General features: G+C 44.6%; 18 protein-coding genes. All 18 read left to right on the top strand.

What is annotated here, in order from left to right:
- Nucleotides 1-310 precede the first annotated feature (310 nt).
- Entirely contained in the window at nt 311-1,024 is a 714-nt protein-coding gene (gene atpB, locus DY78_RS15460; RefSeq protein WP_024625353.1) for a F0F1 ATP synthase subunit A, read from the top strand.
- Nucleotides 1,025-1,065: 41 nt separating this feature from the next.
- The gene (gene atpE, locus DY78_RS15455; RefSeq protein WP_024625354.1) at nt 1,066-1,278 is read left to right on the top strand and encodes a F0F1 ATP synthase subunit C; all 213 of its coding nucleotides are present in this window, start codon (nt 1,066-1,068) and stop codon (nt 1,276-1,278) included.
- Between the two features lie 54 nt (nt 1,279-1,332).
- Nucleotides 1,333-1,848 (top strand): F0F1 ATP synthase subunit B, encoded by a 516-nt coding sequence (gene atpF, locus DY78_RS15450; RefSeq protein WP_024625355.1) that lies wholly within the window; start codon nt 1,333-1,335, stop codon nt 1,846-1,848.
- A complete protein-coding gene (gene atpH, locus DY78_RS15445) occupies nt 1,838-2,383 on the top strand; it encodes an ATP synthase F1 subunit delta (protein ID WP_024625356.1) in 546 nt (181 codons plus the stop codon). Before atpF ends, atpH begins: the two co-directional genes overlap by 11 nt.
- A 29-nt stretch (nt 2,384-2,412) precedes the next feature.
- Complete coding sequence (gene atpA, locus DY78_RS15440; RefSeq protein WP_024625357.1) at nt 2,413-3,933, top strand: F0F1 ATP synthase subunit alpha; 1,521 nt, start codon at nt 2,413-2,415, stop codon at nt 3,931-3,933.
- A 29-nt stretch (nt 3,934-3,962) separates the two neighbouring features.
- A complete protein-coding gene (locus DY78_RS15435) occupies nt 3,963-4,907 on the top strand; it encodes a F0F1 ATP synthase subunit gamma (RefSeq protein ID WP_024625358.1) in 945 nt (314 codons plus the stop codon).
- 23 nt (nt 4,908-4,930) lie between these two features.
- Nucleotides 4,931-6,334 (top strand): F0F1 ATP synthase subunit beta, encoded by a 1,404-nt coding sequence (atpD, locus tag DY78_RS15430; RefSeq protein ID WP_024625359.1) that lies wholly within the window; start codon nt 4,931-4,933, stop codon nt 6,332-6,334.
- 11 nt (nt 6,335-6,345) lie between these two features.
- On the top strand, nt 6,346-6,774 hold the full coding sequence (locus tag DY78_RS15425; protein WP_024625360.1) for a F0F1 ATP synthase subunit epsilon: 429 nt from the start codon (nt 6,346-6,348) through the stop codon (nt 6,772-6,774).
- Between the two features lie 1,533 nt (nt 6,775-8,307).
- Nucleotides 8,308-9,624, top strand: coding sequence for a UDP-N-acetylglucosamine 1-carboxyvinyltransferase (gene murA, locus DY78_RS15420; RefSeq protein ID WP_024625361.1), 1,317 nt, complete (start codon nt 8,308-8,310; stop codon nt 9,622-9,624).
- 543 nt (nt 9,625-10,167) lie between these two features.
- On the top strand, nt 10,168-10,722 hold the full coding sequence (locus tag DY78_RS15415) for a GNAT family N-acetyltransferase (RefSeq protein WP_024625362.1): 555 nt from the start codon (nt 10,168-10,170) through the stop codon (nt 10,720-10,722).
- 258 nt (nt 10,723-10,980) lie between these two features.
- Nucleotides 10,981-11,982 carry a rod shape-determining protein gene (gene mreB / locus DY78_RS15410; protein ID WP_024625363.1) on the top strand — a complete coding sequence of 334 codons (1,002 nt, stop codon included), beginning with the start codon at nt 10,981-10,983 and terminating at the stop codon, nt 11,980-11,982.
- Nucleotides 11,983-11,988: 6 nt separating this feature from the next.
- Nucleotides 11,989-12,243 (top strand): membrane protein insertion efficiency factor YidD, encoded by a 255-nt coding sequence (gene yidD, locus DY78_RS15405; protein ID WP_024625364.1) that lies wholly within the window; start codon nt 11,989-11,991, stop codon nt 12,241-12,243.
- Complete coding sequence (locus DY78_RS15400) at nt 12,243-12,470, top strand: DUF2969 domain-containing protein (protein ID WP_024625365.1); 228 nt, start codon at nt 12,243-12,245, stop codon at nt 12,468-12,470. The genes yidD and DY78_RS15400 overlap by 1 nt, the downstream gene beginning before the upstream one ends.
- A 90-nt stretch (nt 12,471-12,560) precedes the next feature.
- Nucleotides 12,561-13,766 carry an FtsW/RodA/SpoVE family cell cycle protein gene (locus DY78_RS15395; protein WP_024625366.1) on the top strand — a complete coding sequence of 402 codons (1,206 nt, stop codon included), beginning with the start codon at nt 12,561-12,563 and terminating at the stop codon, nt 13,764-13,766.
- Nucleotides 13,767-13,793: 27 nt separating this feature from the next.
- Entirely contained in the window at nt 13,794-14,090 is a 297-nt protein-coding gene (locus DY78_RS15390; RefSeq protein WP_024625367.1) for a glycine cleavage system H family protein, read from the top strand.
- 1,403 nt (nt 14,091-15,493) lie between these two features.
- Entirely contained in the window at nt 15,494-16,525 is a 1,032-nt protein-coding gene (locus DY78_RS15385) for a methionine ABC transporter ATP-binding protein (RefSeq protein WP_024625368.1), read from the top strand.
- Nucleotides 16,518-17,210 (top strand): methionine ABC transporter permease, encoded by a 693-nt coding sequence (locus DY78_RS15380; RefSeq protein ID WP_024625369.1) that lies wholly within the window; start codon nt 16,518-16,520, stop codon nt 17,208-17,210. Before DY78_RS15385 ends, DY78_RS15380 begins: the two co-directional genes overlap by 8 nt.
- Before the next feature lie 34 nt (nt 17,211-17,244).
- A complete protein-coding gene (locus DY78_RS15375) occupies nt 17,245-18,066 on the top strand; it encodes a MetQ/NlpA family ABC transporter substrate-binding protein (protein WP_024625370.1) in 822 nt (273 codons plus the stop codon).
- Nucleotides 18,067-18,354: the final 288 nt, after the last annotated feature.

The following is an 18,354-nucleotide window of genomic DNA, read 5'->3' as shown; positions in this document are numbered from 1 at the left end:
AGCTGATCTTTTTTGTCCGAACAGCGTTCGGATTAATTTTACAATCTACCAAAAATTGAAAATTGCACCGACTTTATGAAAACCCTGAATAACGAAAAAGGCGTGAAGCCTTGTCGTTGAGGGGTTTTTGTGGGTTGATAAAAAGTTGAAATTATTTTGAATTTTTAATGGAGTGGTGGTATTATTACCATTGTATTTTGATTAGGGGCGACCCTAATTTACTATTTCATGTTTCGATACAATTGACGTTATGTGATGTACACGTTAAGGTTATCGTGAACACCGAAATTAAGGAAAGAGGTGATATTCAGTGGGTGATCCAGTTCCTACCGTCCAATTCCTTGGTCTGACGTTTAATGTCGCGAATATGATTTCTGTGCTAGTGGCATGTGCAATCGTGTTTGGTGTGGTGTTTGCATTATCGCGACACTTAGCGCTTAAGCCTAAAGGTGGACAAAATGTCTTGGAGTGGCTCATCGAGTTCACGAATGGCATTGTCAAAGGTTCGATCAAAGGTAACGAAGCCTCGCATTACGGCTTGTTTGCGTTTACCGCATTTTTATTCATTTTCGTGTCTAACCAAATGGGGCTATTTATTCATGTCCAATATGGTAGTTATACGTATTTGAAGAGTCCGACTGCCGACCCAATTATTACATTAACGTTAGCGTTAATGACAGTTGCGTTGGCGCATTTCTCCGGTATTGCCAAAAACGGTATCAAGGGATATGCAAAAGGTTTCATGAAGCCATTCACGTTGTTGTTACCAATTAATCTTTTTGAACAGTTCACTAACTTCTTAACGTTAGGGTTACGGTTGTTCGGGAATATTTTTGCCGGTGAAATGCTGCTTACTTTAATTAGTGGTATTGCTACAGGCAATGGTTGGATCAGTTACATTTATGCACTGCCGCTTGAACTGGCCTGGCAAGGGTTCTCAGTCTTCATCGGTAGTGTGCAAGCATTCGTGTTTGTCACTTTAACTTCGGTTTATATTTCTCAACAGATTTCGCCTGAGGAATAGACAATTTTTTGTTTTTTAAATTTAAGGAGGATACACAGATTATGGGAGCAATTGCTGCAGGTATTGCGATGTGTGGTGCCGCTATTGGTGCTGGTGTTGGTAATGGTTTAATTATTTCAAAGATGCTTGAAGGTATGGCCCGTCAACCAGAATTGTCCGGTCAATTACGGACGAACATGTTCATTGGTGTTGGGTTAGTTGAAGCGATGCCTATCATTTCCTTCGTTGTTGCCTTAATGGTTATGAACAAGTAAACCATTTTAAGACGAGTTCATTTTATTGAAAAATGAAGAAGGAGGTGTCAATAGATGCTCTCGCATTTAGTTATCGGTGCATCCGGTTTGTATCTTGGCGATATGTTATTTATCGCCGTGAGTTTCCTGATTTTAATGGCTTTGATTGCCAAGTTTGCCTGGAATCCTGCGACTAAGATGATGAACGAACGGGCCGAAAAGATTGCTCATGACATTGATTCTGCTGAAAGCTCTCGCAAAGAAGCGAGTGAATTAGCCGACAAACGTAAAGCAGCCTTAGCGGACTCACGTAACGAAGCTAGTGAAATTGTTTCGGACGCTAAAACTAGCGGTGAAAAACAACGTGCTAACATCGTCGCTGACGCTCAAAACGAAGCAACGCAGTATAAGCAAATGGCGCGTAAAGATATTGAACAGGAGCGTCAGGACGCCTTAAAAAACGTTCAATCTGACGTTGCTGACATTTCAATCCAAATTGCGACGAAGATTATCAAGAAGCAATTGGACCCTGAAGGCCAACAAGCTTTAATTAATTCTTATATTGAAGGGTTGGGAAAGCATGAGTCTTGATAAAATGACTGTTGCCAATCGTTATTCAAAAGCACTTTTTGAATTGGCAAGTGAAAAAAATCAGACTGAAGCAATCTTAGCCGAATTGAAGCAATTACGGCAAGTTTTTGTTGATAATCCGCGACTAGCAGAAGTCCTTTCTGGCGCGTTAGTTTCGGTTGACAAAAAGCAAGTCCTGCTATCGACTTTGACCGACCATGCTTCAGAATATGTTAAAAACTTTATTCAGATGTTGTATGATTATGGCCGCATGTTGGATTTAGTCGCAATTATTGATGCGTATGTGCAACGCTATGATGAAAGTCAAAAAATTGTGCATGCTGAAGTAACATCCGCGGTTAAACTTTCCGATGCACAAGCGCAAGCCATTGGCGATGCGTTTGGTAAACGGGTCGGTGCCGAACAAGTTCGGTTAACTCAAAAAGTCGACCCAGATATTATCGGTGGTGTCATCGTGAAATCAAATAATCAAACTTTTGATGGTAGTGTTGCTTTGCAATTGCAAAACTTACGCCGCACACTCATCAACAATTAGTAAGTCTTTTACGAAGAGGTGAAACTTTTATGAGCATTAAATCTGAAGAAATCAGTGCTCTAATCAAACAACAATTAGAAAGTTATCAAACTGAGCTCTCAGTTGCTGAAACCGGTACTGTCACCTATGTTGGTGATGGGATCGCCCGGGCCCATGGACTCGACAACGCCTTACAAGGTGAATTGCTTGAATTCAATAATGGGGTTTACGGGATGGTGCAAAACCTTGAAAGCAACGATGTTGGTATCGTTGTTTTAGGTGATTTTGATGGTATTCGTGAAGGCGATACTGTTAAACGGACTGGTCGTATCATGGAAGTTCCTGTTGGGGACGCCATGATTGGTCGGGTTGTCAACCCATTAGGCCAACCGATTGACGGTTTAGGTGAAATTAAGACCGATAAGACTCGGCCAATTGAACATAAAGCGCCTGGGATTATGCAACGGCAATCCGTTAGCGAACCACTTCAAACTGGGATTAAGGCCATTGATGCCTTAGTACCAATTGGTCGTGGCCAACGTGAATTGATTATCGGTGACCGTAAGACTGGGAAAACTTCCGTGGCAATTGATGCTATTTTGAACCAAAAAGATCAAGATATGATTTGTATCTATGTCGCTATTGGTCAAAAAGATTCAACGGTCCGCGCTCAAGTTCAAACTTTGAAGAAACTCGGCGCGATGGATTATACGATCGTCGTTACTGCCGGTCCTTCAGAACCAGCACCATTGCTTTACTTGGCACCATATGCCGGGGCGGCAATGGGTGAAGAGTTCATGTTCAATGGCAAGCATGTTTTGATTGTCTATGATGATTTATCAAAACAAGCGACCGCTTATCGTGAACTTTCATTAATCTTACGTCGTCCTCCAGGTCGTGAAGCTTATCCTGGGGATGTCTTCTACTTGCATTCACGGTTGCTCGAACGGGCTGCTAAGTTGAATGATGATTTGGGTGGCGGTTCCATGACGGCCTTACCAATCATTGAAACGCAAGCTGGGGATATTTCGGCTTATATTCCAACCAACGTTATTTCCATCACTGATGGGCAAATCTTCTTGGATAGCGATTCATTCTATTCTGGTGTGCGTCCAGCCATCGATGCCGGGGCTTCCGTTTCTCGGGTTGGTGGGGATGCGCAAATCAAGGCGATGAAGTCAGTTGCTGGGACTTTACGTTTGGATTTGGCTTCATACCATGAATTGGAATCCTTCTCACAATTTGGTTCTGACTTGGATGCGGCAACGCAAGCGAAGTTGAACCGTGGGCAACGGATCGTGGAAGTCTTGAAACAACCTGTCCATTCACCATTAAAGGTTGAAGAACAAGTTGTGATCTTGTATGCGCTAGCTAATGGCTACGTCGACAAGGTGGCGGTTGATGATATCGCTCGTTACCAAACTGAATTGTTTGATTTCGTTCGGACCAACCACCAAGACTTATTTGATACGATTGTTTCGACTAAGAAATTACCAGATGCTGACCAAATGAATGGGGCATTGGATGAATTTGCAAAGCAGTTCCAGCCAACCGCTGTAACTGCCGAATAGCTATGGCTGAAAAGGATGGTGAGTAGTGCATGGCAGAATCATTAATGGATGTCAAGCGCCGGATTGACTCAACCAAGAAGACCCACCAGATTACGTCAGCGATGCAAATGGTCTCAACTTCCAAGTTGACCCAGATTCAAAAGCATACTGGCGCGTATCAAGTGTATGCTTCCAAGGTTGAAAGCATCGTTTCACATCTTGCTAAAGCTCATCTGATGTCAGCGAGTACTGGTGTTAAAAGCAGCGATTCTAATACTATTTCGGTTAGTGAATTGTTGTCCCAACGGCCGGTCAAAAAAACTGGCTTGTTAGTCATTACCTCAGATCGAGGGCTCGTGGGTAGCTATAACAGTAAGGTCTTAAAACAGACCAACGACTTTATGCGTAAACACGACTTGAATGCTGACAATGCTGTTATTTTGGCGGTTGGTGGCACCGGTGCGGATTTCTATAAGAAAAATGGGTTAAATGTGGCTTTTGAATACCGCGGCGTCTCGGACGTCCCAACTTTCAAAGAAGTTCGTGAAATCGTTAAAACAGTTACCTCGATGTATCATAATGAAGTTTTTGATGAATTGTATGTCTTTTACAATCACTTTATTAACCGTTTAGCTTCTGGATTCCGGTCCGTTAAAATGCTCCCAATTTCAGAAGAAACTTTTGAACAAAGTGAAAAAGATAACCGTAAAGCTAAAGACAAGCGGGTGGATGTCGGTCCTGAATATGAAATGGAACCTTCAGAAGAAGCAATCTTGTCAGCGGTCTTACCGCAATACGCTGAAAGTCTAGTTTATGGTGCTATCTTGGATGCCAAAACTGCTGAACACGCCTCCTCGTCTACTGCGATGAAGGCGGCATCAGATAATGCTGGCGATTTAATTGATAAATTGAATCTTAAATATAACCGCGCCCGTCAAGCTGCTATTACGACGGAAATCACCGAAATTACTGGTGGTTTGGTAGCGCAAGAATAACGATTGGGAGGAATTAACGACTAATGAGTACAGGTAAAGTTGTACAAGTTATTGGACCCGTTGTCGACGTTGAATTCTCTCTAGACGACAAGTTACCTGATATTAATAACGCCTTAATCATCCAAAAAGATGACGACTCAACTTTAACGGTTGAAGTTTCATTGGAATTAGGTGATGGGGTCGTTCGGACTGTCGCAATGGACGGTACGGATGGTTTACGGCGGGGTATGACTGTTGAAGATACTGGTTCTTCAATCACCGTTCCCGTTGGTAAAGAAACGTTAGGTCGGGTATTTAACGTTTTAGGAGAAACCATTGATGGTGGCCCAGAATTTGGTCCAGATGCAGAACGGAACCCGATTCACCGGGATGCGCCTGCTTATGATGAATTAACGACCAGTACCGAAGTTTTGGAAACTGGGATTAAAGTTATCGACCTCTTAGCACCATATGTTCGTGGTGGTAAGATTGGGTTGTTCGGTGGTGCCGGTGTTGGTAAGACCGTTTTAATTCAAGAATTAATTCATAACATCGCCCAAGAACATAACGGGATTTCCGTCTTCACCGGTGTCGGTGAACGGACTCGTGAAGGTAATGACCTTTACTTCGAAATGAAGGGCTCTGGCGTTTTGAAGAACACTGCCATGGTCTATGGTCAAATGAATGAACCACCTGGTGCCCGGATGCGGGTTGCCTTGACTGGGTTAACGATTGCGGAATACTTCCGTGATGTTGCCGGCCAAGACGTCTTGTTATTTATTGATAACATCTTCCGGTTTACCCAAGCTGGTTCTGAAGTTTCCGCCTTACTTGGTCGGATTCCTTCAGCCGTTGGTTACCAACCAACGTTGGCGACTGAAATGGGTCAATTACAAGAACGTATCACTTCAACTAAAAAAGGTTCCATCACGTCGATTCAAGCCGTTTACGTGCCTGCCGATGATTATACCGACCCGGCGCCAGCGACGACTTTCGCCCATTTGGACGCGACGACCAACTTGGAACGTTCTTTAACTGAAATTGGGATTTACCCAGCCGTTGATCCGTTAGCTTCATCTTCAGTTGCTTTGGACCCATCAATTGTTGGGGAAGAACACTATCATGTTGCGACCGAAGTCCAACGGGTCTTGCAACGTTATCGTGAATTGCAAGATATCATCTCAATCTTAGGGATGGATGAATTATCTGACGACGAAAAGACGGTTGTTGCTCGGGCGCGTCGGATTCAATTCTTCTTGTCACAAAACTTCTTCGTTGCCGAAAACTTTACTGGGCAACCTGGTTCATACGTGCCTATCAAAGATACGATCAAGGGCTTCAAAGAAATCCTTGATGGTAAATATGATGACCTACCAGAAGATGCCTTCCGTCAAGTTGGGAAGATCGAAGACGTGGTCGAAAAAGCGAAATCAATGGTCACTGATTAGGAGGGGTTATTATGGCTGATAATGCCAACTTAATTACCGTTAGTATTGTAACTCCCGACGGTCAGGTCTATGAAAGTAAGACACCCATGTTAATTGTGCGTTCAATTAACGGTGAATTAGGGATTTTGCCGAATCACATGCCCGTCATTGCTTCATTAGCAATTGACGAAATCCGCATTAAGCAAATCGAAAAAGATCAAGAAGACGATGAAATTGCCGTTAATGGTGGTTTTGTTGAATTCAGTGACAACGTTGCGACCATCGTCGCTGACAGTGCTGAACGTCAAAATGATATCGATGTTGCGCGGGCTGAAAATGCTCGGAAACGAGCTGAAGGTCGGATTCAAGAAGCACAACAAAAGCATGATGATGCTGAGTTAGCACGCGCCCAAGTCGCTCTGCGACGGGCCATGAACCGGCTCCACGTCGCGCACCGTTAATTACGGTCACTCGTGGTCCATTCAAAGCATCTGCAACCAATTCGGTTGTGGATGCTTTTTTTGTGGTCTTTGTTTTTTTGTGGTTTGTGGTTTGGGGATGGTGGGTGGTTGCCGTTGTGGCGGTTCTGGGCACTAGGCGGTACGCCGTGGCGCAGACCTCAAGCCAAAGGGCGGTCTTGAGGGCGCTTTTACGCCTCGCCAGAGTCCACCGCGAGTCGTAAAAGACGGCGCCGAAGACTGGCTGGATAGTTCGCCAGCCAATCTTCGCGACACGGCGCACCACCTAGTGCCCGCCACCGCAACAACTCAGTTGGTTGGGGAGGGCGTTCTGTTTGGAAGTTGGCGATTGCCGCAGCCAACTGACCGTAATTCCAGCCGCATGTGGACCGGCCCAAGCCAAAGAGCGGTCTTGGACCTCGCTTTTGAGCCGATAACCCACGTCTCAAAAGGCGTCCGTGGTGTAAACGGGATATAGACCATCCCGTTAACGCCACCCGCACGGCGGCTTCCATTACGGTCAGCTGGCTGCTAAATTGATTTTTGATAATCACAGTGTGTGGTAGTAGCAGGATAGTGTTAGCCAATATTGCCAAAGCATTACCTACTGATTCAGTAGCGATGGTGGTGATGAAACTGACATGTGTATTGTGGCCCGGTTAAACTTTTCTGAAAGTGAGTTGACCGAGTTATAACTAAATGGCTATATTTATCGTTTCTGATTAAGGTTGCGTGACTAGCCAATATCAGTATGGTTGCATACCGTTAACAAAAATATTAATTACTTGATATCCAAGTCATGCCGAATCCAATTTGCGATAGCGGGAAGTGTTCATGAGAAGTCTTGGAAACTGAATGTTTACGGGAGTGAGAATTATTTTTACGTGACGCGCGGTAGCCGGTGTTCGGTTCCGAATGATAAAAATGCTAAGTTTTTTCAACTAGATTTTCGAAAATTCAAATCGGTATACTTAGCTAAAAGTTATTAGCTTCTAACCAATGATTATGTAAACAATTAACAAGGACATAGATAAAAAAAGTGTTCGTTCAATTTGTAACATTACAAAATTGCTCGTTTGAGTACAAAGTCAGCGGTGGGAAACGTTGGCTGGGAACTCAAGCAAATACGCTTACGGAGTCGTTATTCTGCTCGGAATTCGTGGGTCGGATTCGTAATTAATTAACCATTCATAAGCAAACAACAAAAATGTTAAATTTGTAACAGAATTGTAAAATGTAATATTTGCTGAAGGGCTTTCTATGTTATGATGATTAGGAAACCAACAAGGATTAAGGCCATTGCGCGTTTTACGCATACAAGTGCGGTTAGCCCTCGTTAGTCAATTTTTTACATTTGGATTGCTGATTGGGACCAGTTATTGTTAACTGGGACTGCACATGACAGGCTCGGATATTGCGTGTTTTTGGAATGACGTCAGCAACACGATCTTAGCAATTCTGTTGAGAGCTTTTAGACGCAATCCGAAAGTACCATAGCTTGTTTGTTAATAATCGTTTTGTGATGGAGGGTTATCCATGGAGGAAATTGTTGTTCATGGCGGTCAACGTTTGACTGGTAGTGTGCATATCGAAGGCGCGAAAAATGCGGTCTTGCCAATCTTAGCTGCGGGCTTACTCGCCAGTGAAGGTCGGACACATTTAACTAACGTGCCCGTTTTATCAGACGTATTTACGATGAATAATGTTTTACGGTTTTTAAATACCGAAGTCGATTTTGATGAAATTAATAAAACTATTGATATTGATGCGAGTCAACCGCTCTCAGCGGAAGCGCCGTTTCAGTATGTTTCAAAAATGCGGGCGTCCATCGTTGTGATGGGACCACTTTTGGCGCGCTTAGGGCACGCTAAGGTGGCCATGCCTGGTGGTTGTGCGATTGGGTCACGGCCGATTGATTTACACCTCAAAGGTTTGAATGCCTTAGGGGCGGAAATTGAACGCCACGATGGCTATGTGGAAGCGACCGCTGATCGGTTGCATGGCGCTAACATTTACTTGGACTTCCCAAGTGTCGGTGCCACGCAAAATATCATGATGGCGGCAACGTTAGCTGAAGGCACGACCATTATGGAAAATGTCGCCCGCGAACCAGAAATCGTTGACTTAGCCAACATTTTAAATCAAATGGGTGCTAACGTGACTGGTGCTGGGACCGAAACGATTCGGATTGAAGGGGTCACCAGCATGCAAGGCTGTGACCACAGTATCGTGCAAGACCGGATTGAAGCTGGGACCTTTATGGTTGCCGCGGCGGTCACGCAAGGCAATGTCTTAATTGAAGATGCGATTGCGGAACATAACAAACCCTTGATTTCTAAAATGCGCGAAATGGGTGTCACGGTTACAGAAGAAGCGGGTGGCATTCGGGTCATTGGCCCGTTGAAGCTCAAACCAACGTCCGTGAAGACCATGCCGCATCCCGGTTTTCCAACCGACATGCAGCCGCAAATGACCATTTTACAACTCTGTGCCCAAGGGACGAGTTTATTAACGGAAACGGTCTTTGAGAATCGCTTCATGCATTTGGATGAACTCCGCCGGATGAACGCGGATTTTAAAATTGAAGGGCGCTCAGTCATTATGTATGGGCCAACTAATTTCAATGGCGCGCAAGTGACGGCCACCGATTTACGGGCCGCTGCAGCGTTAGTGATTGCCGGCTTAGTCAGTCGGGGGTATACGGAAGTCACGAACTTGAAGTACTTGGATCGCGGCTATTTCAACTTCCACGGCAAGCTCGCCAAGCTCGGGGCTGAAATCAAACGCATCAATGTGCCGGACGAATCCGTCTACGCTTTGAACCCTGATTTTGCCAACGAAGCCGCTGAATAACAATTAAAATGATAAAGTAGCTTACAAAGCCTTCAAAATGCGATAAAATCGTTTTTGAAGGCTTTTTTCTGAAAATAGTGGGGTTGGATTAGTCGTTCGCTTCCGGACGCCCGTATTGTCGTCGTGGGGCAGACCTGAAGCCAAAGTGCGGGCTTCAGGGCGCTGCAACGCCTTGCCACAAAGCATGCAAGTCGCTGCAGACGGCCCCGATACCGTCCGAGCAAAATTCGCTCGCACAGTATCGCGACACGACGACAATGCGGGCGTCCTCCAGCTAAACTGGATGTCATAATGGCATCTTGCTATTAGCAACTTGTGGATGTACTAAGATATTTAGCTACCCGATTTAAATTTAGAATGGTTGTTACTGCCAATCTCAACAATTAGTGCGTTATGCTATGACTGACTATTTGATGATGCAGGATTGTTGTTAAATGAGTTTGAAGTCGGCATAGTCACGCTGTCATTGTCTGGACGCAGTAATAATAAAGATAACGGCCGAGTATAGATGAAAATAAGTATCATAAAATTCAGGAGGATCTTATGTTTATAAATATTATTGACAAACATATCTCATTAAAACCAACCGAAGTTGCCGACGCGGAACCATTATTTGATTTGGTCGACGCTAATCGGGACTATTTACATCCATGGATGCCTTGGGTCGATGCGACTGCTACGGTTCAAGATGAACATAATTTTATTGAACGGATGTTGACTAAACAAGCCAAAGGCGAAATCTTTATTGCGACTATCGTAGTTGATGGGGAAGTTGCCGGGATGATCGATATTCATAACATTAGTGCCATCAATCATCGTGGTGAAGTCGGTTATTGGTTAGGCCAAGACTTTGTCGGTAAAGGGGTCATGACCAAGTCACTGGAACGCGTCGAAGAAATCGCCTTTACCGAACTTGATTTGCACAAGTTGAGTGTCGGTGCCGATGTGAATAATAAAAACAGTCGCGGCGTGGTGGAACGTCGTCAATATCATCAAGACGCGACCTTGCGGGAAAACATCTTAGTTAACGAAGAATATCGTGATGAAGTCATCTATTCATTGACGGTAGACGAATGGTCAAAACGGCGCGACGATTAAGCCTAAATTAGATTAAGCTAATCTCAATAGCTGATGAATTAGTGTGGGGCCGTCTTTTGAAACGGACAGTGGGTTATGGCCCGGTTCAAAAGCGCCCTGGGGACCGCGCTTTGGCCCCCGGTCTGCCCACTGCGCGCTGACCTACTGGCAACCGGCGGCAACAGCAAATACCCCGGCAACACGAGCTGTGTTCTCATCAACTATTGAGTATGGTATAATGATTAGTCGTATATTGTAATGTTTGAGAGGAGCAAAAACATGGCTTTAGATATTGGTATTGACTTGGGTACTGCCAATGTTTTGATTTATGTGTCAGGTAAGGGCATTGTGCTGAATGAACCCTCAGTTGTTGCCATTGATACTAACACGAATCAAGTCTTAGCGGTAGGGTCCGAAGCCTATCAAATGGTCGGAAAAACGCCTAGCAACATCCGGGCAATTCGGCCGTTAAAGGACGGGGTAATTTCAGATTTTGACGTTACCGAAGAAATGTTGTCATATTTTATTAAAAAATTAAACGTTCGGGGAATCATGTCACGACCAAGTATCATGATTTGTACACCAACGAACACCACCGAAATTGAACGTAAGGCGATTTTACAAGCCGCTGAAAAATCAGGTGGGAATAAAGTGTATTTGGAAGTTGAACCTAAAGTGGCGGCCATTGGTGCCGGCATGGATATCTTCCAACCACGCGGTAACATGGTCATCGATATCGGTGGTGGGACGAGTGATATTGCCGTCCTTTCATTAGGTGACATTGTGGCTTCTAGTTCATTACGGATGGCTGGGGATCGCATGAACCAAGATATTGTCAACTATGTTAAAGACAAGCATCACTTGTTGATTGGGGAACGCAGTGCGGAACAAGTTAAAATCCAAATTGCGCAAGTCTTTAAACAAGATGGCGACGCCGACCAAGTGATGCAGGTCCGTGGTCGTGATACGGTAACGGGGATGCCACGTTCCATCGATATCGATTCGAATGAAGTCGAAGAAGCCATTCACGAAACTTTGATGCAAATTGTTAGCACCGCCCATCATGTGATGGAAACCTTACCACCAGAAATCGCGTCCGATATTATCGACCGCGGGATTACTTTAACTGGTGGGGGCGCGTTGTTAAGTGGTTTGGATCAATTAATCAGCGAAAACTTAAAAGTGCCAGTAGTTGTGGCCGAACACCCATTGAATAATGTGGCGCAAGGGGCCGGAATCTTATTGGAACACATGCAAAAGACTGCCAAAAACAAAAAGTAGTCGCCAATGAAACGCATGTTAATGAGCAGTATTCGCTGGTATCAGCGCGCTTTTTCCGCCTTCACACCGGCGCATTGTCGTTATATGCCGACTTGTTCGGCGTATACGATTGAAGCTATCGACCGGTTTGGCGCCCTCAAAGGCAGTTTAATGGGGGCGGCGCGGATTTTACGGTGTCAGCCATTTGTGAAGGGCGGGTTCGATCCCGTACCAGCGAAGTTTTCACTGCGCCGCAATCCGCTGACGAAGGAGGAAAAGTAATGTCTAAAAAAGATAAAGCCATCTCTGTAACTTTGAACGAAACGACCGTTAATGGTCAAACGGTTACGGAAGTCTTAATTGGCAAGCAAATGATTGGGCAGATTACGCAAGCTGGGGAACGTTACGAAGCCGAAATGGCCAGTGACTCCCAACCTTTTGCGCATTCAAAATCATTTGATGAAAGCTTACAAGAAGTTTTGTCGGCTTATCACTTGCATAAAGGCTAATTTTTGTTTAACCTTCAACCTGGTTCCGAAATTTCGGCACCAGGTTGTTGTATAATTAAGCTTATCTTAGGAAAATTAAGGAGCAATATTGTGGCAGAACAATCGAGACTACGTAGTCAAGAAGAAGAGTCGCGAATTGACTACGGTATCATATTTTCAGTGATGATGTTGGGCTTAATTGGGTTAGCCGCCATTTACGTCGCTGCCACTCACGATTCTAGTTCCGTGAACGTGACCAAACAAGTGGTCACGCAGGTGATTTGGTTCGTGATTGGGACGGCTTTAGCCGTCATTATTATGCAGTTTGACTCAGAACAGTTATGGCGAGTAGCACCAATTGCTTATTGGTTTGGGATTTTCCTGTTAGCCGCCGTGCTGGTGTTGTACAGTCGCAGCATGTATGCAAGTACTGGTGCGAAAAGTTGGTTTGCGGTCGGTTCTTTGACCTTCCAGCCTTCTGAAGTCATGAAACCGGCGTTCATCTTAATGATGGGCCGGGTCGTGACGATGCACAACACCGAAAACCCGGTTCATACCCGGGCGAGTGACTGGTTATTAATTGGAAAATTATTTGCTTACATGGTGCCGGTAGCCGTGTTATTGAAGCTTCAAAATGACTTTGGGACGATGTTGGTCTTCTTCGCCATCTTAGGTGGGGCCATCTTAGTTTCAGGGATTTCATGGCGCATCTTAGCACCAACGTTTGCGGTGGTCTTTGCGATTGCCGGTTCGGCGTTATATTTAGTTATCTCGGATAGTGGGCGGAAGATTTTGGAAGCATTAGGTTTCCAAGCTTACCAATTCGCCCGGATTGATACGTGGTTGAATCCTTCAACCGATACGTCAAACAACGCTTATCAAGTTTGGCAAAGTATGAAGGCCATTGGTTCCGGTCAAATTACCGGCCGCGGCTTCAACGTGTCCCACGTCACGGTGCCGGTTCGTGAATCTGATATGATTTTCTCCGTAATTGGGGAAGATTTTGGGTTTATCGGCTGTACCGTTGTCATCTTGTTATATTTCTTGTTAATCTATCAAATGATCCGCGTGACCTTTGATACGAAAAACGAATTTTATGCGTACATTTCAACCGGGGTCATTATGATGATCTTATTCCACGTTTTTGAAAACATCGGGATGAGTATTGGCCTCTTACCAATGACTGGGATTCCTTTGCCATTTATTAGTCAAGGGGGTTCGGCGTTAATTGCCAATATGGCCGGGATCGGCTTAATGATGTCGATGCGGTTCCATTACAAGTCATACATGTTCAGTCGTAACGATCGGTTCGAATAATAATTCAAGGAAAGCATGGTGTTTGATATGAATGAAGATGCAACTTATTTTTGGACTAAAGATGTTGACGGTCACACCCGCATTGGGTTTACCAAAGCGGCCCACGAAGCCTTAGGCGAAGTCAAATACGCTGAGTTACCTGAAGTGGGGGACAAAGTTAGTCAAAAGCAAGCATTTTTGAGTGTCGAAGCCACCAAAGCTGTTTCTGAATTCAACTGCCCCATCAGTGGGAAAGTTGCCGCCATTAACCCAGCCTTAGCTAAGGACTTCAGTGTCTTAAACAGTGAAGTTGACGGTGAAGCTTGGTTAATCGACGTTGAATAAGCACTTTTAAAAAGCAGGATCGACTTCTTATGGAGCTGGTCCTGTTTTTGTTTGCAATTGCCGTTGTGAGTCAGCAGTAATTCCAGTAGCCGTGGCGACCGGTTCGAGCTAAAAAGCGGTCTCGAACCTCACTTTGAAGTTGGTTATTGCCGCAATTGGCTGACCGTAATTCCATCGTCCTGGGACCGGTCCAAGCCTGAGAAGCGGTCTTGGACCTCGCTTTTGAGCCTGAAACCCAAGTCTCAAAAGGCGTCCGTGGTGTAAACGGGCAAAAAACGCCCGTTAACGCCACTTTCAGGACGATTCCATTACGGTCAGCTAATTGCTAATTTCAGCTCAGTTTTGATGGCAGTTAGTTTAATCAAAAATAGCTGCACTTACGCCACTTGTACGGCAACTTCCATTATCGCTGACGCACAACTAAATGGATTGTGCCATGAGAGAACGTGGCGATTAATTGGCTTATCAGTGTCCGATATGCTGGTTTCACGTAAGTTTAATTCTAGGAAGTCCCTTCAAATTTGCCGATTTATATGACCGATGATGAGTTGTTAGTGGTAGATTCGCCAATGTCTGGAGCGGGCCGAGTGTTTTTGTAATATATATTAGTGATTTGATTATTATGCAGGCACCTTTTCAAGCAAGTTAAATGCAAAAACTATTAGTTAATGTTTAGAACTTGAATCCAATTAATTGAAAATTATGAATCTCAAACCAAAATGTTTTCAATTTGCTGATTTATCAAGCTCAGGATTGCCATTTAGCTCGTCGGGACTAGGTTGCGCGCTGTGTCGCAATAATTTGTCGGTGGGGTTGGCCGACCAATTATTGGGGCCGTCTTTTTAGACCGGCAAGGGTTTTGGCCGGGCTGAAAAGCGCCTTGGTGACCGCTTTTTGGCACCAAGGCCGCCCCACAGCGCGCAACCTAGTCCCGATGAGCGGCATCCAAAACACACCGCGCATTAATAACTATCAGGGGTTGACAATCAGATTGGCAGTCGGTATACTCGTTACATTAATAAACAATTAAAAAATGTCATTTTGAAAAGAAGAGTACGTGGCTGCGATTACTAAGAGAGTCTCTGGTTGGTGCAATGAGATTAATCGTGAAGCGGAAGATGGTCTTGAATTAATGAAATCTGGTGAGCTACGGTAAGCTAGGTTTGGGTCGCATCCATTAACGTGCGGAGTTAATATTAACTCCTAAGACAATTTGTGTGAGCAAATTGTAAAACTGGGTGGTACCGCGAGACCAAAAGCTTCTCGTCCCAAGTTATGATACTTATCGTAACTTGAGACGAGAAGCTTTTTTGTTTTTATCACTGGCAATTAAAACGTAGAATATGATTAGCTGGCCCCGGCAAATGCGGGGTGAGACGGAGTGGACATAAGGAGGAAGCAACTTGATTGAATTTAAAGATGTCACCAAGACCTTTGATAGCAAGCAAGGTGCCGTACATGCGGTCCAAGATGTGAATTTAAAAATCGAAGATGGCCACATTTACGGAATTGTTGGTTATTCGGGTGCCGGGAAGAGTACGTTAATTCGGATGCTGAACGGACTGGAACGACCAACTAGTGGGAGCGTTAATATCGACGACGTGGAAATTTCCGCGTTGACCGGTAAAGCGCTCCGTGACCAACGACATAAGATTGGGATGATCTTCCAACATTTCAACTTGTTATGGTCCCGCACGGTGTTACAAAACATCATGTTCCCGTTGGAATTAGCGGGTAACAGCAAAGCCGAGGCTAAGCAAAAGGCGGAACATTTAGCGGAACTGGTTGGTTTGAGTGGACGTGAAACCGCGTATCCATCCGAACTTTCCGGGGGGCAAAAGCAACGGGTTGGGATTGCCCGGGCGTTAGCCAACGACCCGCAAATTTTACTTTCCGATGAAGCGACAAGCGCGCTTGATCCGCAAACGACCGATGAAGTTTTGGACTTGTTGCTCGATATTAACAAAAAATTGAACTTAACGATTATCTTGATTACGCATGAAATGCACGTGATTCGTAAAATTGCGGACCATGTCGCGGTCATGGAAAATGGAAAAATCGTCGAACAAGGGCCGGTTTTAGAAGTCTTCAAACGACCAAAACAAGCCGTTACCAAGCGTTTCGTGAACGAAGAAGTGACGCCATCATTGCATGACACCACCGCGGTCGTCGATGAATTACTCGAAAAGTATCCAAAAGGGACAATTGTTCAATTAACGTTCCACGGCGACCAAGCCCAATTACCGATTGTTTCTGAAATGTTGAAGCAGTACTCGTTAGATTTGAATATCATCGAAGGGGCGATTCATCAAACCCAAGAAGGCGCCATTGGGACGCTGTATATTCAAATTTCAGGTGACCAAGATCAATTAGATGGCGCCTTAGCTTACTTGCAAAAGATGCGGGTTGAAACGGAGGTCCTCAATCGTGAATAGTCAAGGTTTATCATCTTATTTTCAATTTTCAAACGTCGACTGGAACGCTATGATGACTTCGACTTGGGAAACAATTTGGTTAACGATAGTGTCGACCATCGTCGTGGCAATCTTCGGGGTGGCGTTAGGGTTACTCCTGTTTGAAACGACCAACAGCAATAATTTCTTTGCTAAATTATTAAATTGGATTGTGTCATTATTCGTGAACATTTTCCGGTCGATTCCATTCATCATTTTGATTGTCTTACTGTTACCGGTCACGCAATCATTAGTCGGCACCATCATTGGCCCCCGGGCGGCGTTACCATCATTGATTATTTCCGCGGCGCCATTTTACGCCCGGATGGTTGAATTAGCGTTCCACGAACTCGACCATGGCGTTATTGAAGCCGCTGAATCAATGGGCGCGACCCGCTGGCAAATCATTCGGAAAGTCTTGTTACCCGAAAGTATGCCAGCGTTAGTTTCAGGAATTACGGTCACCACGATTTCCTTAATTGGCTATACCGCGATGGCTGGGGCGATTGGCGCCGGCGGGCTTGGTAACTTGGCTTATCAAGATGGCTTCCAATCAAACAACAACGCAGTCACCATGGTGGCTACGGTTATTATCGTCATCATCGTGTTTATCTTCCAATTCATCGGGGACTTTGCGGTTAAACGGATTGATAAGCGCGCTAAATAATTTTAGTGATACACATTAGGGAGGATTTTGCATTATGCGAAAAAAGGGAATTTTAGGGTTATTAGCGATTGCAGCGACGGCATTCTTATTAGTTGGCTGTGGAAAATCATCATCTTCAAGTAAAACGACCACCATTACGGTTGGCGCATCATCGGTACCACATGCTGAAATCTTGAAGCATATTCAACCAGAATTGAAAAAGGAAGGCATCAACTTAAAGATTAAAGTCTTCCAAGATTATGTCTTACCTAACAAGGCCTTAGCTGCTAAAGAATTGGATGCCAACTACTTCCAACACAAACCATTTTTAGATAACTGGAACAAGGAAAACAACGGTACCTTAGTTTCAGCTGGTGCGGTTCATTTGGAACCAATCGGGGTTTATTCCAAGAAGGTCAAGAACTTAAAAGACTTAAAGAATGGTGCCACGGTTTTAGTAAGTAGTAACGTTTCCGATTACGGTCGGGTCTTAACTTTATTCAAGGATGCCGGCTTAATCACGTTGAAGAAGGGGACCGACATTACGACAGCCACCTTCTCTGATATCAAGACTAACAAGAAGCATATTGTCTTTAAACACACGTACGAAGCTAAGTTAATGCCAACATTTTACAAGCAAAATACCGCTGATGCGGTGGTTATTAACGCTAACTACGCGGTTCAAGCTGGCTTGAATCCTAACAAAGATGCGATTGCGCTTGAAAAGAAGGATTCACCATATGCGAACATCGTGGCGGTTCGTAAGGGTGACCAAAACAAACCAGCCATCAAGAAGTTGATGAAGGCGTTACAATCAAAGAGCACGCAAAACTGGATCAAGAAGCACTACAAGGGTGCCATCATGCCCGTTAAATAAGTTTCAATTGAAGTCAATCAGCCAAGTGCTGGTTGGCTTTTTTGAACACTTAATGGGGTCTTTCCAAAGATTGGTGAATTTGGAATTGTCGTTGTGAGTCCGTAGCAATTCCAGTAGCCGTGGCGAACGGTTCGAGCCAAAAAGCGGTCTCGAACCTCACTTTGAAGCTTGGCACAGTTCGCCAATCTTCAAAGATGTCGGTGGTGTAAGTCCGGCAAAAAGCAGCCGCACTAACGCCACTTGCACGGCAACCTCCATTGCTACGGACTCACAACTGAATTGATTTTT

It is taken from the genome of Lactiplantibacillus fabifermentans DSM 21115, from assembly GCF_000498955.2.
GTDB lineage: Bacteria > Bacillota > Bacilli > Lactobacillales > Lactobacillaceae > Lactiplantibacillus > Lactiplantibacillus fabifermentans.
The sequence above is the reverse complement of the archived record's forward strand: the minus strand, read 5'-3'. Positions and strand labels throughout refer to the sequence as shown.